This is a genomic window from Chlorobium sp. N1 (assembly GCF_004332115.1).
Classification (GTDB): domain Bacteria; phylum Bacteroidota; class Chlorobiia; order Chlorobiales; family Chlorobiaceae; genus Chlorobium.
This window is the reverse complement of record NZ_SJPA01000001.1, coordinates 583,830-599,267: the sequence shown is the minus strand read 5'-3', so window position 1 is coordinate 599,267 and position 15,438 is coordinate 583,830. Positions and strand designations below refer to the sequence as shown.

Annotated in this window: 14 protein-coding genes; 3 read left to right on the top strand and 11 right to left on the bottom strand. The window is 66.1% G+C overall.

All coding sequences use genetic code 11. The features are described from left to right. Positions 1–6 precede the first annotated feature (6 nt). Both E0L29_RS02695 and E0L29_RS02690 read right to left on the bottom strand, forming a co-directional pair. Entirely contained in the window at positions 7–954 is a 948-nt protein-coding gene (locus tag E0L29_RS02695; RefSeq protein WP_131354260.1) for an L-threonylcarbamoyladenylate synthase, read from the bottom strand. 6 nt (positions 955–960) lie between these two features. After that, the gene (locus E0L29_RS02690) at positions 961–1,617 is read right to left on the bottom strand and encodes a diacylglycerol/polyprenol kinase family protein (RefSeq protein WP_131354258.1); all 657 of its coding nucleotides are present in this window, start codon (positions 1,615–1,617) and stop codon (positions 961–963) included. 196 nt (positions 1,618–1,813) lie between these two features. Here E0L29_RS02690 and E0L29_RS02685 point away from each other — a divergent pair, with 196 nt between their 5' ends. From E0L29_RS02685 to E0L29_RS02675, 3 genes are read left to right on the top strand one after another with little or no spacing between them, the layout of a single operon-like run. Continuing rightward, entirely contained in the window at positions 1,814–3,373 is a 1,560-nt protein-coding gene (locus tag E0L29_RS02685; protein ID WP_131354256.1) for a Ppx/GppA phosphatase family protein, read from the top strand. After that, positions 3,325–5,226, top strand: a complete 1,902-nt coding sequence (pabB, locus tag E0L29_RS02680; RefSeq protein ID WP_242664246.1) for an aminodeoxychorismate synthase component I — start codon at positions 3,325–3,327, stop codon at positions 5,224–5,226. The genes E0L29_RS02685 and pabB overlap by 49 nt, the downstream gene beginning before the upstream one ends. Positions 5,227–5,267: 41 nt before the next feature. After that, positions 5,268–5,720 carry a hypothetical protein gene (locus E0L29_RS02675; protein WP_131354253.1) on the top strand — a complete coding sequence of 151 codons (453 nt, stop codon included), beginning with the start codon at positions 5,268–5,270 and terminating at the stop codon, positions 5,718–5,720. A gap of 71 nt (positions 5,721–5,791) precedes the next feature. Here the strand turns inward: E0L29_RS02675 and nth are convergent, their stop codons facing one another. The 9 genes from nth to E0L29_RS02630 all read right to left on the bottom strand — a co-directional run bounded on the left by nth (position 5,792) and on the right by E0L29_RS02630 (position 15,350). Then, positions 5,792–6,430 carry an endonuclease III gene (nth, locus tag E0L29_RS02670; protein ID WP_131354251.1) on the bottom strand — a complete coding sequence of 213 codons (639 nt, stop codon included), beginning with the start codon at positions 6,428–6,430 and terminating at the stop codon, positions 5,792–5,794. Between the two features lie 10 nt (positions 6,431–6,440). Next, positions 6,441–7,148, bottom strand: a complete 708-nt coding sequence (locus E0L29_RS02665) for a metallophosphoesterase family protein (protein ID WP_131354249.1) — start codon at positions 7,146–7,148, stop codon at positions 6,441–6,443. A gap of 11 nt (positions 7,149–7,159) precedes the next feature. After that, the gene (gene nusB / locus E0L29_RS02660; RefSeq protein WP_131354247.1) at positions 7,160–7,654 is read right to left on the bottom strand and encodes a transcription antitermination factor NusB; all 495 of its coding nucleotides are present in this window, start codon (positions 7,652–7,654) and stop codon (positions 7,160–7,162) included. Between the two features lie 12 nt (positions 7,655–7,666). Then, positions 7,667–8,368 carry an HAD family hydrolase gene (locus E0L29_RS02655; protein WP_131354245.1) on the bottom strand — a complete coding sequence of 234 codons (702 nt, stop codon included), beginning with the start codon at positions 8,366–8,368 and terminating at the stop codon, positions 7,667–7,669. A 19-nt stretch (positions 8,369–8,387) separates the two neighbouring features. Beyond that, positions 8,388–11,921: a chromosome segregation protein SMC gene (smc, locus tag E0L29_RS02650; protein WP_131354243.1), complete on the bottom strand. Its 3,534-nt coding sequence runs from the start codon at positions 11,919–11,921 to the stop codon at positions 8,388–8,390. 113 nt (positions 11,922–12,034) lie between these two features. Then, positions 12,035–12,934: a dihydropteroate synthase gene (gene folP / locus E0L29_RS02645; RefSeq protein ID WP_131354241.1), complete on the bottom strand. Its 900-nt coding sequence runs from the start codon at positions 12,932–12,934 to the stop codon at positions 12,035–12,037. Next, positions 12,931–13,884 (bottom strand): site-2 protease family protein, encoded by a 954-nt coding sequence (locus E0L29_RS02640; protein WP_131354239.1) that lies wholly within the window; start codon positions 13,882–13,884, stop codon positions 12,931–12,933. The genes folP and E0L29_RS02640 overlap by 4 nt, the downstream gene beginning before the upstream one ends. A gap of 15 nt (positions 13,885–13,899) precedes the next feature. After that, positions 13,900–14,352, bottom strand: a complete 453-nt coding sequence (locus tag E0L29_RS02635) for a heme-binding domain-containing protein (protein ID WP_131354237.1) — start codon at positions 14,350–14,352, stop codon at positions 13,900–13,902. Positions 14,353–14,411: 59 nt separating this feature from the next. Continuing rightward, positions 14,412–15,350 (bottom strand): methyltransferase domain-containing protein, encoded by a 939-nt coding sequence (locus E0L29_RS02630; protein WP_131354235.1) that lies wholly within the window; start codon positions 15,348–15,350, stop codon positions 14,412–14,414. Positions 15,351–15,438 lie beyond the last annotated feature (88 nt).

Here is a 15,438-nt window from a genome sequence, read left to right as displayed (position 1 = left end):
CGGGGGTCAGTGTCCTCCGGCGGCGCGCCTGATCCGGTCCCGGAGGGCGCGGCCGATGCCGGTCTCCGGCGGGAGTTCGCAGTAGATGGTGCGGATGCCCCGGCGGTCGCACTCTCGGAAGAACCCGAAGAGCTCGCGGGCGTAGTCGTCGAGGTTCCCGCACCGGCGCGCGAGCGCCGTTCCATCGGGAGCCTGGCCGATGCCGATGTAGGCCGACGCTCCTTGCGGCTTTCGCTTCTCTCCGGCCTCCAGCGCCACGACCGTTGCGCGGGGGGCGTAGTGCGGGTACTTGAGCCCGGGGCTCCTCGGCGTCTCGCCCTCCCTGGCGGGCCCTGCGGCGGTGGTGCGGGGCGCGACCTGCTGCAGCTCCTCGAGGCCGACGGCTCCCGCCCTCAGCATGACGGGGGCCTCTCCGGTGCAGTCGACGATGGTCGATTCCAGGCCGATCCGGCTCGCCTCGCCCTTGAGGATGCAGTCGATGCGTCCGTCAAGGTCCTCCATGACCGCCTCCCAGCTGGTTGCGCTCGGCCGCCCGGAGCGGTTGGCCGAGGGGGCGGCGACGGGGCAGCGCGAGAGGGAGAGGAACTCGTGGGCGACGGGGTGGGCGGGGCAGCGGATGCCGACGGTGTCGAGTCCTGCCGTGACAGAGTAGGGCACCCTTCCGCTTTTTTCGAGCACGAGGGTGAGCGGACCGGGAAAGAACCTCTCCATGAGGCGCCGCGCGTCCCGGCTGATTTCGGAGACCGCCGTTTCGAGCTGCTCCACGTTTGCCACATGGACGATGAGCGGGTTGTCGGAGGGGCGGCCCTTGGCCCTGAAGATCCCCTCGACCGCTTCGGGGAAGTTGATGCCGGCGCCGAGGCCGTAGACGGTCTCGGTGGGGAAGGCGACGAGCCCTCCCCGGTTGAGGATGAGGGCGGCTTCTTCGGGAGATTCGGTGATGCGGGTCTGCATGGGCGCTCAGCGGCAGATGGAGAGGAGCCTGAGGGCGTCCGGGATGAAGAGGAGGTAGTAGAGCATGCCGGCCGCTGCCGCCGTGAGCGGGATGGTCAGGTTGTCGTCGATGCGGAAGCCCGCTATGCGGAAGACGAAGGCTTCGGCCAGCGTGCCTGTCACGGCCATCGTGACGCCGGCCATCGGGTCGATGTTGGGAACCACGGCGACGATGGCGAGCGCCGAGAGGAAGAACGCACCGCTGCCCTCCAGGCTCTTGTGCCCGAAGCGGTGCCGGCCGAAGGTCTTGCCGACGAGGGCGGCCATGGTGTCGGAGACGGCGACCATCGAGAAGGCCGTGATGGCGATGATCTTGGGGAAGAGGAGGACGAGCAGGAGTGCGGAGAGGGTGATGCAGGTGGCGCCGTTCATGTGGATCCTCTCTCCTTCGAGCTCATGCTCGCGGAGCATGGAGCCGAAGGTCCCGTGGTACCAGTCGGCCACCGGCCCGCGGAAGTTTTTCAGGAGGTCGACCGAGAAGAAGCCGAGGAAGAGCGGGACGAGCAGCGTAAGGGCGAGCTCGCGCTCGATATGGCAGTAGATGAGGGCGATCGCCAGCGACGAGAGGTGGATGGCTTTTCGGGCGATTTCGTATCGCAGGCCGAGGCGGTCGTTGTGTTCCATGCGGCTGTCGGTCTGTTCTCCTGCTTCTGCTGGACGGGTGATTTCCGCCGCCGGCGGAAAGGGGGATTCTGGCGGAATATACATCGAAATATCCAACTCTCCCGCCCGTCTTTTTTTCTAAAATTCACTACCTTTGACGGATAGCGGCCCTGCAAGGCCCTCTTCCGCTTCCCTGAAATCCCATCCCCGCACCACTATGCCGGACGACGCCATGAGGGTTGCTGCCATAGATCTCGGTACGAACTCCTTCCACATGGTCATTGTCGAGGACAGCCCCGGAAAGGGCATCGTCGAGATCGACCGGGTCAAGGACATGATCTGCATCGGCCGCGGAAGCATCTCGACGAAAATGCTCGACGATGCTTCGATGCACGACGGCATCGCCGCCCTGAAGAACTTCCTGGTCCTTGCCGCCCAGCACGGCGTGGAGCTGCACAATGTCCTCGCCTTTGCCACGAGCGCCATCCGCGAGGCCAAGAACCAGCAGGATTTTATCCAGCGCATCCGCGACGAGACCGGCCTGAAGGTGAAGGTGATCTCCGGACTCGAGGAGGCCGAGTTCATCTATTACGGGGTCCGCAACGCCGTCGCCCTCCGCGACGGCTACGACCTCCTCTTCGACATCGGCGGAGGATCCGTCGAGTTCGTCATCGCCAACCGCCAGGGTGTCCACCTGCTCGAGAGCCGCAAGATCGGTGTGGCCCGCATGCTCGAGCGCTTCATTTCGAACGATCCCGTCACTTCCCGCGAAGTCAAGCTCCTCGAGCAGTTCTTCGCCGCCGAGATGGTCTCGGCCGTGGAGGCTGCCGGGAAGATCGGCGTCGACCGGGCCATCGCCTCTTCCGGCACGGCCGAGAACATCGCGCGCATGATCCGCTCGATGCAGGGCGGCGAGGGCGAGGGTTCGCTCAACAGCAGCTCGTTCACCCGCAGCGAGTTCGAGGAACTCTACGGGAAGGTGATGCCGCTCGGCTCCCTGGAGCGGAGGAAGATGACCGGCCTCGACGAGAAGCGGGTCGATCTCATCGTGCCGGGGCTGATCCTCGTCAACATGATCTTCCGCCTCTTCAAGCTCGAGGAGATCGTCGTCTCGGACTCGTCGCTGCGGGAGGGGATGGTGCTGCACTACCTGCAGCAGTGCAGTCTCGGCAGTCCGCGCCGGTGCCCCGATCCCGAGCTCGACATCCGCCGGGAGAGCGTGCGGGAGCTTGGGTTCCGCTGCGGCTGGAACCGGGAGCACTCGGAGCAGGTCGCCCGGCTCAGCCTGCAGCTCTTCGACGAGCTCGCCTCACTCCACGGCCTCGACGGCCACTACCGCGAGCTGCTCGAATACTCGGCGCTCCTGCACAACATCGGCACCTTCATCTCCATCTCCTCGCACCACAAGCACTCGCAGTACATCATCCTCAACGGCGAGCTCCGCGGCTTCTCCCCCTCGGAAACCGCCGTCATCGCCAACGTCGCCCGCTACCACCGCAAGTCGCCTCCTTCGGAAAAACATGCCTCCTACGCCTCGCTGAAAGCGAAGCATCGGCGTGCAATCGACGTGCTCTCTGGGATCCTTCGCATCGCCAACGGCCTTGAGCGCGGCCATCGCCAGAACGTCGAGCGCATCGAGGTCCGGGACGAGGGGGAGCGCCTGCTCCTCTGTCTGACGACCCACTCCGATCCCGACATCGAGATCTGGGCCGCCGAGCAGCTGAAGTCATGGCTCGAAACGGTGCTCGGCCGCACCATCCGGTTCGAGCGGGCCTGAAGGTGGCGGGGGGCATCGGCCGGGAGGGATCCGTCTGGCTGGAATCGGCGTTCTGCGAGCCCGAAGGGTGCGCGGCCATGCTTTTTTCCGATCCCGTGGCTGCAGTTGCGCTCCACCGGCCGCAGGAGCTCGGGCGGTTCTTCCGGGAACTCGAAGGGTGGCTCGACCGGGGGTTCCACCTTGCCGGATGGCTCGACTACGAGGCCGGAGCGGGTTTCGAGAGCGGCTCGTTCCCCGATGCGGCTCCGAGGGCCGACGGCCTTCCCATGGGGTGGTTCGGGGTCTACGGCGTGCCGGAGCGTTTTACGGCCGTTGAGGCCGAAGCGGCGAGGGCCCGTGGGGCCGTTTCCGGCGACGCCGGGCCCTACGACCTCTCCTTCAGCCTCGCCGAAGCGGCCTACGGCGAAAAGATCGCGGCCGTCCGCCGTGAGATCGCGGCCGGCAACGTCTACCAGGTCAACTTCACCGGCCGCTACCGCTTCCGCACCGACGGCTCTCCCTCCGCCCTCTTCAGCCGGCTGCACGCCTCCCAGCCCGCCTCCTATGCCGCCCTCGTCCGGGCTGCCGGCCGCAGCATCCTCTCCTTCTCGCCCGAACTCTTCTTCCGCTCGGACGGGTGCGCGATCGAGACCATGCCGATGAAGGGGACCGCGGCGCGCGGCCGGACGCAGGAGGAGGATAGCCGCCTCCTGCGTGGCCTCACGGATTCGGGGAAGGACCGTGCGGAAAACCTCATGATCGTCGATCTCCTGCGCAACGATCTCGGCCGCATCTGCCGTCCCGGTTCGGTCGAGGTGCGGGAGCTTTTTGCGACCGAGAGCTGGCCGACCCTGCACCAGATGGTCTCCCGCATCGGCGGCGAGCTCCGCCCGGGAACCTCCCTTTTCGACCTCTTCCGCGCGCTCTTCCCCTGCGGCTCCGTCACCGGGGCGCCGAAGGTGCGCTCGATGCAGCTCATCGGACGGCTCGAAGATTCGGCGAGGGGGGCCTATACGGGGACGATCGGCTGGATTTCGCCGAAGCGCGGAATGGTCTTCAGCGTTGCCATCAGGACGGCGGAGCTGCAGGATGGGGCGGGCCTCTACGGCGCCGGCGGAGGGATCGTCTGGGATTCGGAGCCGGAGCGGGAGCTCCAGGAGTGCCGGCTGAAGGCGGCCATCCTCGGCGCCACCTCCCGGCCCGGATTCGGGCTGTTCGAGAGCATTCTCTGGAACGGGGAGTACCTGCTGCTTCCGGAGCATCTCCGCCGGCTCGGGGGATCGGCTGCGGCGCTCGGGCTGCCGTTCAGTCTCGAGGCGGCTGAAGCCGAGCTTCTGCGGCTCGAGCGGACGCTTCGTTCCTCGGGGCGCCGGTTCAAGGTGCGGCTCGACCTTTCGGCCGGGGGCGTGCTCTCGGCCGAAGCCCTTGCCATCGAGCCCCGGGAGGGAACCGAGCCGCTCCGCCTGCTGCTGTCGGAGGAGCGCATCGACTCCCGGAACCCGATGCTGCGCCACAAGACCACCCTCCGGGAGTTCTACGACCGGCGCTATCGCCGTGCCGCGGACAAGGGCTTCGACGAGCTTCTCTTCCTGAACGAGCGGGGCGAGGTGGCCGAAGGGGCCATCAGCACGGTTTTCGTCAGGAAGGGCGGCCGCCTTCTCACCCCTCCCCTCGAGGCAGGCATCCTCGACGGGGTCTGGCGCTCCTACATCCTCCGCACCCGGCCCGACGCCCGGGAGCAGCCGCTCACCCTCCGGGACCTCCGGGAGGCCGATGCCGTCTATATGGCCAACGCCGTGCGCGGCATGCGCCCGGCACGATTTCCTGAGGGGATGTTGGGAGAGCCGCCGAATAGGGCGTATATTTACCACTGATTCCCCCTTCCGACGAACCCATAACAGACACGCCATCCGCCATGCGAGACCATACGCCGAACTTCGCCATGCACGAACTCAGCGACGAGAACCGTGCGCTCATCGCCACCACCGTCCGCGAGCTTGTCGGCCGCTTTGCCGCCGATCGCGAGCTCGACGGGGAGTCGCTGCTTGAGTTCTGGGTGGAGCTGCCCGGCCTCAAACGCTCCCGCGGCACCTTCCGCGGAGGCTTCCTCATGCCCGACAGCTTCGTCTACCTTACCGACTATTTCCGCTCCGGCCAGGGGGGGCTTGAAGCGTGCAGCGCGTATGGTGGAGGCTCGCTTGAAAAGGCCTGGTCGGACCTGCTCGAGGAGTTCATCTTCCAGGTCGAGATCTTCACCTCTCCCATTCCCTCACCGAGGGGGGTCACGCTCGAGCTCTGGGCGGGTAAACGCCACCGTCCGGAGGGCGAGTGGGAGTACGCCGTCGACCGGAAGATCGAGCTGCTCTAGTCGCACTGCTTCCCGGCTGGCGTTCCCCGAGGGCGCACGGTTCCGTTCAGGGGACCGTGCGCCTTCTTCGTTCATGTGTCCTGGGGGTTCCGGCAGATTTCGCGTACCGGGCACTCCCGGCAGGCCGGCTTTTTCGCCTTGCAGGTGTAGCGGCCGAAGAGGAGCAGGTAGTGGTGGAAGTCGACCACCCACTCTTCGGGGATGATCTTCATGAGCGCCGCTTCGGTCTCCTCGACCTTTTCCGTCCGGCAGAGCCCGATGCGGTTCGAGACCCGGTGGACGTGGGTGTCGACCGGCATGACCGGCCGGCCGAAGGCTGCGGCGAGTACGACGTTGGCCGTCTTGCGCCCGACGCCCGGCAACTTTTCGAGCTCTTCGCGGCTTTCGGGGACTTCTCCTCCGTGCTCCTCCATGAGGATCCGGCTGACGGCGAGGATGTTTTTCGCCTTGTTGTTGAAGTAGTTGATCGAGCGCACGTACCCCTTGACCTCCTCGAGTTCCATCGATGCCATCCGCCCGGCGTCGGGAGCCGCCCTGAAGAGCTCCTTCGTAATGACGTTGACCTGCCGGTCGGTGGACTGGGCGGCCAGGATGGTGGCGATGAGGAGCTGGAAGGGGGAGCTGAAGACCAGTTCGCTCTTCGGGTCGGGGTAGCGGGCTCCGAGGACTTCGCGGAGGAATTCGATCTTCTCTTTCGGGCGGAGGCTCATGGTTCGTGGGTCAGGGGTGTGTTTCGATGTTTTTCCGGTTGATGATCCTCCGTTCCGGGAGGATGATGGCCGAAAGCGTTCCGAGGTGCGCCCGCCCGGTGAAGACGCAGCCGGTGTCCAGGGCGATGAGGTTCTCCGTCAGGAGCGGCGCGGGGACGGGCGTATGACCGCAGACCACCGTCTTTTCCCAGGGGAAGCCGCCTTCCTCGAGGTAGGGGCTTTGGAGATGCTCACGACGCCAGCTGAAGGTTTCGGGTTCATGGAATCGGAGGTTCTCGGCAACGGTGAGCTCGGGGTCGATGCCGCCGTGCACGAAGAGGTAGTGTTCGGTCTCGACGTGGGTGCGGCAGCGCCGCAGGAGCCCGAGGTGTTCGGGAGGGAACTCCATCGGCAGGAGCCCGTCGTAGGATTCGACGGTCGCCATGCCGCCGCTCCGGAGCCAGGCGTCGGGGTTCCCCGTCGCGATGGCTTCGAGCAGCATGAGCTCGTGGTTGCCGGCGATGAAGTGGCAGCTGCAGCGCCGTTCGAGCCGGAGCAGCAGTTCCACCACCTGGCGGGAGGACGGGCCGCGGTCGATCATGTCGCCGAGGAAGACCAGCTGGTCGTCGGGGCCCGGCTCGATCGCCCTGAGGAGTGCCTCGAGCGTCCGGACGCAGCCGTGTATGTCGCCGACGGCGACGATCCGGCGCTCTTCGGAAAGGGTCGTCAAGGCGGGCATCACGCTTGCGGCTACGTTTCCGGTTCGCTTTTCTGCGCTTTGGCCGGGGAGTGGTTGATGAGGCCGCGGCCGTTCTTCCGGATCTTCCCTTCGGCCTTCAGTTCGTTGAAGATGGCGTCGAGGATGCCGTTGACGAACTTGCTGCTCTTGTCGGTGCTGCTGAACTTCTTGGCGATCTCGATGGCTTCGTTGATGGATACCTTCGGCGGAATGTCCTCGCAGTAGAGGAGCTCGGCGAGCGCCATGCGCAGGATGTTCTTGTCGATGATGGCGATGCGGTTCATGTCCCAGTTGAAGGTATGGGCCGCGATGAGCCGGTCGATCTCCTCCCTGTTCCCCTTGATGCTGCCGAGGAGGAGGTTGAAGAACTTCATGGCATTGGGGTCGCCCTTGATTTCGGGGGTGAGGAGCCAGTCGGCCGCAGATTCGATGTCCGTCTCGCGGAGTTCCATGGTATAGAGCGCCTGGAGGATCTTTTCACGGATCTGTCTACGGTAGGTCTTCATAAAAGAGCGGTGTTAAATGGTTGAAGGCCGGAGTATCTCACCTATAACGATGTCCGGCCGGTTTAAGTTTTCCAGCAGGACGTCGGGCTCGTGCGTACGGAGCCGGTCGAGGGAGTAGGTGCCGGTGGCGACGGCGAGCGCGAGGGCGCCGTGCGCCCTGGCGCAGTTGATGTCGTGTTCGGTGTCGCCGATGACGACGACGTCGTGGCCGCTGAAGCGCTCTCCGGTGAGCTGCCGGGCCTTCTCGACCGCCACGGCGGGCAGGTCGTTGCGGTGCGGCGCGTCGTCGGCGAAGGCGCCGAAGGGGAAGAAGTGGTTGATGCCGGGCAGCTTCAGCTTGTGGCGGCCGGAGGCTTCGAAGTTGCCGGTCAGGAGCCCGACCAGGATGTCCGTGCGGGAGGCGAGCCGTTCGAGCAGGGGGACGACGCCCTCCGTGAGGGTGACGTCGGCCGGGGTGGCGCGCTCCCGGAAGAGGCGGATGTAGGCCGCCTTGGCACGGTCGAACTTCTCCTCGATCTCCTCCGCCGCGAGCTCCGTCTCCTCGAGCACCTCGCGGATGATGACGTTGTCCATCCGGCCGGCGAAGCTGTGGGTCGCCGCGCTGCCTTCGGTGCCGTAGACCTCCAGGAGTGCATCCTGGATGACCCGGCGGTTGACGGGGCCGACGTTGAGCAGCGTTCCGTCTATGTCAAACAACACAAGTTTTCTGGGCATGTACGCTTCCCGGCACCCTTCAGTGCCTGATTTTTTCGAGTCGGACCGGTATCAGCTTCGATACGCCCTCTTCCTCCATTGTGACGCCGTAGAGCGCCTGGCACGAGGCCATGGTGTTCTTGTTGTGCGTAACAATAATAAATTGGGTGTTATTCTCAAATTTTTTCAGGAGCTTGACGAACCGTCCGACGTTGCCGTCGTCGAGCGGCGCGTCGACCTCGTCGAGGATGCAGAAGGGGCTCGGCTTGACGAGGTAGATGGAGAAGAGGAGCGAGAGGGCGGTCAGCGCCTTCTCGCCTCCGCTGAGCTGCTCGATAGAGAGCGGCTTTTTGCCCTTCGGCTTGGCGACGATCTCGATGTGGGCCTCGAGCGGGTCTTCGGCGGTGTGGATCAACAGGTCGGCCTCGTCCTGGGGGTCGAAGAGCTCCTGGAAGATCGTGGTGAAGTTCTTTCGTACCTCGCGGAAGGTCTCCTCGAACTTCCGGAGCGCGGTGCGGTTGATCTCCTCGATGGTCTCCCTCAGCTGGGTCTCGGCTGCGGCCAGGTCGGCTTTCTGTTCCGTGAGGAAGTCGAATCGCTCCTTTTCGGTGTCGTACTCCTCGAGCGCCAGCTCGTTGACGGCCCCGAACTGCTCGCGCTGCCGCTCGAGCTCCTCGAGGCGCCTGAGGGCGGCTTCGGGTTCTTCGGTTCCCTCCATCGGGGGGCGCTCCATCGTCGAGAGCTCGAGGCCGTACTTCAGGCGCACCTCGGTATAGAGGTGGTCGAGCTTGCGGTTCACTTCGGCGCGCTCCTCCCGGAGCGCCGCGAGCAGCTGGCGACCGACCTCGAGCTTGCGGTTCATTTCGCGAACCCCGGCGCGCGCGTCCTGGTGGCGGACCTGTTCCTGGCGGTAGTTCGATTCCCTCTCGTTCAGCGCCTTCTGCTCCGTGGCGGCCTGCACCATGAGCGTTTCGAGTTCCTGCTGCATGGCGGCGGCATCTCCCTCGCCCCCTTTGAGCGCTTCCCTTGCCGTCTGTTCCTCCTCTTTGAGGCGGCGGACCTCCTCCTCGAGGGCGGTACGGTTTTTCCTCGAGCCCTCGATTCCGAGCCGGAGCTTTTCGAGCTCGAGCAGGGCGTCGCGCCAGCTGCTCTGGCGGTTCTGCACCTGGCGGCCCATCTCGTGGTGGCGCTCCTCGAGCTCGGTGAGCTCCGCCTGCAGGGCCCCGATGGCCTCGTGGCGGCGCTCGGTGCCGGACTCTCCCTCCTTGAGGGAGGGGAGGAGCTTTTCGAGTTCCGCGGCGGCCGCAGCTTCGGCTTCGCCGGCGGTGCGCGCTTCCGACTGTGCGCCGGCGATCTCCTGGCGGAGGGCGTTGCCCTCGGCTTCGTGGCGGGCGATCTGGCGCTCGAGTGCCGAGAGTGCGCTTCCCAGCTCGGAGATGGTGCGCCGCAGCGGGTCGCCCTTCAGCCCCTGCAGCCCTTCCTCGACGCTCCTGCGCTCCTCCTCCTTCACGCCGATCGAGCGCTCAAGCGAGGCGAGCTCTTTTTCGAGGCGGTCGCGTTCCGTCTTCTTGCCGAGCCGGAGTCCTTCGCTCCCTTTCGGGCTGCCGCCGAGGAGGGTGCCCTGCAGGGAGAATTTCTCCCCTTCGGGCGTGACGAAGGTCGCCTCCGGGTGCTTGAATGCGAGCGCTTCTGCCGCGGCGAGGTCAAGGACGACGTAGCAGCCCTCGAGCATCAACGCGAGCGCACCCTCGAGCTCGGCGGGCGCCGTAAGGAGCTCGAGGGCCGGGCGGGCCCCTTCGATCGCTGCCGGCCGGGCCGCTTTGGCCTTCAGGAGCTCGAGTACGAGGAAGTGCACCTTTCCCTTGCCTTTCCGGCGCAGCGCGGCGGCGCCTTCGCGTGCCTCGTCGAGCGTCTTCGAGACGTAGTAGTTCATCGCCTCGCCGAGGGCGGCGTTGAGGGCCCGGCGGTGTTCCTCGCCCGTCGAGATGAGGTCGGTCATGCAGCCGATGCCCGCCCGCTTCTCCTGCTCCTTCTCCAGGAACCCGATCCCCTCCGGCATCCCCTCGAAGCTGTCGAGGACGGAGTTGGCGAGCAGTATCCGGTTCTGGATGCCTCCTGCCGACTGGCGGAGCGTCAGGAGCTCCTCTTTGAGCGACTCGAGCAGGGCGAGCTGTTTCTCGCGTTTTTCGGCGAGGGCCTCTTCTTCCTTTCGCGCATCCTCCCTCAGCGCTCCTTTCGCCTCGAGATCCCGGCGCAGCCTGTCGCCTTCGGGCTTTGAGGTTTCGAGCTTCTCTTCGGCGGCCCTCTTTTTCGCCTCGAGCCTCTCAATCGTGCCGCGGAGGTGCTCGCGGCGGGCTTCGAGCGACTGGCGCTGCATGGCGAGCCGGTTGGCCTCTTTCTGCTGCTCGGCACTCTCGGCGCGCTCCCGGGCGAGCGTGTCGCGCTGGCGGCGGAGCGTGGCGTTGAGCTGGTCGTGCTCCTTTGCGAGCGCCCGGTAGGCCGCCTCCAGCTCGCTGCACTTCCGCTCGCTTTCGGGCCTTTTGGCCTCAAGCTCCGCCGAAACGGCCTGTTCGCGCCCGATCTGCCGGCTCTTTTCCTCCGAAAGCGCAGTGACGCGCTCGATGTCGGAGTGCAGTTTCTTTTCGTGCTCGGCCTGCTGGAGGATGCGTTTTTCGAGTTCGTGGACCGCCTCGTTGCAGGCGTTCACCCGTTTCTGGCTGTCGGAAAGCGCTTTTTCCTCTTCGAGCTGGCGTACCTCGGCCTCCTGGATGGCGCTGTCTTCGGTGGCCATCCTGGCCGCGAGCTCGTGGTTCTGGTTCTCCTCCTCCTGGATCCGTTTTTCGAGCGGTTCGACCTTCTCCTGGAGCTCCTCCATCTGTTTCCACGAGAGCGCCAGGCCGAGCGCGCGCAGCTCTGTCTTGAGCTCCTTGAGCTTTTCGGCCTTGCGGACCTGGAGCTTCAGGCTGCGGACCTTCTTTTCCACCTCCGAGAGGAGGTCGTCGACGCGGCTGAGGTCGCGCGAGGCGCTCTCGAGCTGGCGGAAGGTCTGCTTGCGGCGCTGCTTGTAGCGGGTGATGCCGGCGGCCTCCTCGAAGAGCTTCATGCGCTCCTCGCTCTTGTTGCTGATGATCTCCTCGATCATTTTCAGCTCGATCACCGAGTAGGCGTCGCTGCCCATGCCGGTGTCGGTGAAGAGGTCGAGGATGTCCTTGAGCCGGCAGGGGACCTGGTTGAGCAGGAAGTCGCTCTCTCCGTTGCGGTAGATCCTGCGCGTGACGGTGACCTCCGTATACTCGGTCGGCAGGACGTTGCGGGTGTTCTCTATGGTGAGCGATACCTCGGTGAAGCTGAGCGGCTTGAGGTTCTTCGAGCCGTTGAAGATGATGTTCTCCATCTTTGCCGAGCGCAACAGCGAGGACTTCTGCTCGCCGAGGACCCAGCGGATGGCGTCGACCACGTTGGTCTTGCCACAGCCGTTCGGCCCGACGATGGCCGTCAGTCCCTTGTCGAAGCTTATCCTGACGCGGTGCGCGAAGCTTTTGAACCCGAAGAGTTCGATCTTGGAGAGGTACATCCTGACGGTGCTTGGTTCAGTCGGGGTCCGCTATGGGGGCGGCTCTGGGGGTTGCTCTCTTATAAGCTTGTAAGGTAAGAAAAAAAACAGTAGGGACGCATGCCGGGCGGCATTCAGCCGGCTCCTTCGCGCATCGCCCGCACCACCATGACGCAGGCCCTGGCTTCTCGCACGTCGTGGGCCCGGATGATGTCGGCTCCCTGCACGAGCGCGAGGGTCTCGGCGGAGATCGTCGCCGGAAGGCGTTCCCCGGTCGGCAGTGCCGCTTCGCCTTCGGGAACGGAGACCTTGCCGAGAAAGGACTTGCGCGAGAGCCCGGCAAGGATCGGCCGGCCGGCGGCGCGCAGCTCGCCGAGGCGGCGGAGGAGTTCGAAGTTCTCCCTGACGCTCTTGCCGAACCCGAACCCGGGGTCGACGATGGTGTCGGGGACCCCCGCATCCTCGGCGCGCCGCACGGCCTCCGCGAGGAACTCCCGGACGGATCGGACGATGTCTCCCTCTCCTTCGGTGGTGCCGGTGCTCCACTGCATTTCGGCGGGACGCACGGCCGTGTGCATGAGGACGGCCGCGGCGCCGTAGCGACGGCAGACCCCCGCCATGGCGCCGTCGAACGAGAACCCGGAGATGTCGTTGACGAGGTCGGCGCCGGCTTCGAGGGCCGCTTCGGCCACCTCCGCCTTGTAGGTGTCGATGGAGATGACGGCGTCGGTTTCACGGCGGAGGAGCCGGATGAGCGGCGCGGTGCGCCGGATCTCCTCGGGGGTACCGACGGTCTCGGCTCCGGGCCGGGTGGACTCTCCGCCGATGTCGAGGATGTCGGCGCCCTCACGCAGCATCCGCCGCGCCCGTTCGAGCGCCCGCTCGAGGTCGAGCCCGCCGGAGGAGGAGGCGAGGGTGCCGCCGTCGTGGAAGGAGTCGGGCGTGGTGTTGAGGATGCCCATGACCTTCGCCCCGAGGGAAAAGTCGAGCGTGCGGCTGCGGCAGCGGAAGGGGGTCGTGGCGTCGTCGTTCATAGTACGCTGAATGGAACGGGGGTGAAGGTGAGGAGGAAGACCGAGGCGGTGAGCCACCCGGCGGCGCGACGCCCGCCCTCGAGCCTTCGCTCGGAGAGGGCCGGAGGATGGGCGGTGCCGAGGAGCTTCCAGATGATGGCGGCCCAGAGCAGCCACCCCGGCCAGGACCATGCCAGGAGGGCCCCCGGGACCGTGCCCGGCAGGAGCAGCTCAAGCATCGAGGGGAGGCCGAGGAGGGTGATTGCCGAGAGCGTCGTGCGGGCGATCCGCCGGTGGCCCCTCCGGCCGAACATGGCGTAGGTGACGTGGCCTCCGTCGAGCTGTCCGGCCGGCAGAAGGTTCAGGGCGGTGACGAAGGCGCCGATCCATCCGGTGAAGAGCAGCGGGTGCAGCGGGAGCTGGCTCATCGGGACAGGGCCCTCCGGCCGGAGCAGCCTTTCGAGGATGATCCAGAGCAGGTTCCGGCCGAAGACGATCGTCTCCCCGGCGTCGGCCGCCGCAAGCGGGTGCGCTTCGGCGGCGCCGACTGCCGGCAGGGCGAGGAACCCCCATACGAGGAGGCCGAGCGTGACCATGAACCCGCTGAGCGGGCCGGCGGCGCCGATGTCGAGGAGGGCCTTCGTGCCGGGCATCCTGTCGCGGATCCTGATGACGGCACCCATCGTGCCGAGGCTGAGCAGCGAGGGCAGCGGCGGGACCGGGATGTAGTAGGGGAGGGTGGCCCTGACGCCGTGGCGCAGGCTGGCGAAGTAGTGGCCGAACTCGTGGACGGTGAGGAAGGTGAGAAGTCCCGCGCTGTAGGCGGCGCCCCCCTGCAGTGAGCGCAGGCAGGCTCCCGCGTTCTCAAGCCGCACGGTTCCTCCGGACCAGGCGACCCCGGCCCAGAGGGTGGTGAGGACGGTGGCAAGGAAAAGCCCGATGTGGAGCGCAAGCCTCCGGGTGCCGTTCATTGCCCCGCCCGCTGCCTAGTGGCCCTCGCCATCGTGTCCGTCCTTCGTTCCGAAGGTGGCTTCAAGGCCGCGCACAAGCGTCTCCTTCTCTTCCGGGGTGAGCCGGGCTTCGGGATGCGACGGCATGTAGAACCACGGCGGCATCTTTCCTTCCCTCACCTCTTCTGCGGCTTCGTCTCCCTCGTTGCGCCCCGGCCGTCCCCACTCGGAGACGTTGAACTTCCTGCGTCCGATCGAGACGTCGAGCGATGCGAGCCAGGAGAGGGGGGCGACATTGCTGTACCATGGCCACACGGTTTCGTTCGAGTGGCAGTCGCGGCAGCTCCGGAAAAACAGTTCGCGGGTCCGGGGAGTGTCCCAGGCGGGCTCTCCGGTGATCGGGGGATTGACGTGGCTGCGGCCGAACGGAACGAACTGGATGGCTGCGAGCGCCAGGGCGGCGGCTGCGACGATCTTGAGTGGTTTCATATCTCGGGTGCTCCTTTGTCTTGGGTTATTGACAATGTTCTTCAATGTTCTTCCGGCCCTCAGGCCAGGGGAATCTCTGTTTCTTCTGCCCGCACGCCGTCGAAACGTGCAAGGACGAGGGTGAGCGGCCAGCGGTTGAGGACCAGGTGGTTCCTCTCCCCGGTGGCGATTTCGATCACTGCGTCGAGTTCCGCTTCGCTGTAGAATTTCCTCGCCGAGGTCAGCCCGTCCAGGGCGAACTCGGCGATGCCCTGCAGGGCGGCCACGAGCGGCACTCCGGCGGCAACGAGGGGGCTTCGGTACCCGTCGATGCCGACGAACGCCCTGGCTCCCGCCTCCCTGGCGCCCCTCACCATCAGTGCGAGTTCCCCCGGGCTGAAGTGGTGCAGGCTCTGGGCGACGAGCACCAGGTCGGCCGGTTCGCTTTCGATCTCCTCCGCGCGGCAGGCGTCGAGTGTGCGGAAGCGCACCTCCAGCCCTTCCCGTTCGGCCTCCCGGCTCGAGGCTTCAACGTAGGCCGCTACGATGTCCGTGCCGGTCACCCGGCAGGGCAGTCCCCGGTCCCTTGTTTCGCGGCCGAGTGCGAGCGAAAGTCCTCCGGCGCCGGCGGCAAGTTCCAGCACCCTCGTCTCGCGGCCGCTTCCTCTGGCCAGCTCCCGTATGAGGGGCGAGAGGAGGGCGACGAAGCGCCGGTTCAGCTGGAGCATGCCGCTCTGGCGCTCGAGGGCCCGGGCCATCCGGAGCTTCCGGTCCTCCGGAAGGTCGGGGCTGTCCATCAGCTCCCTTTCGTCGGTCCGCAGCGTGCCGTCGAAGAACTCCTGCAGGTGAAAGATCCCGCCGAGCTCCCGTGCGGCCGCCGTGCGCTCGCGGCGCATCTCGGCGATGAACCGGTCCGCCTCCTCTTTCAGCCGCTCCGTCCTTTCCTCTCCGGAGGGGAATCGGCCGCTTCGGCGCAGCCTCTCGATTGCCTGGTAGGCGGCGGTCTTCTGTTGCAGCATAACCTTTCTTCCTTCAGGGGCTTGTTCCTGTTCTCTGCTGCAGCGCCGTGGCGGCAGCCTGAAATCCCAATATAACGTCCCCCCTCTA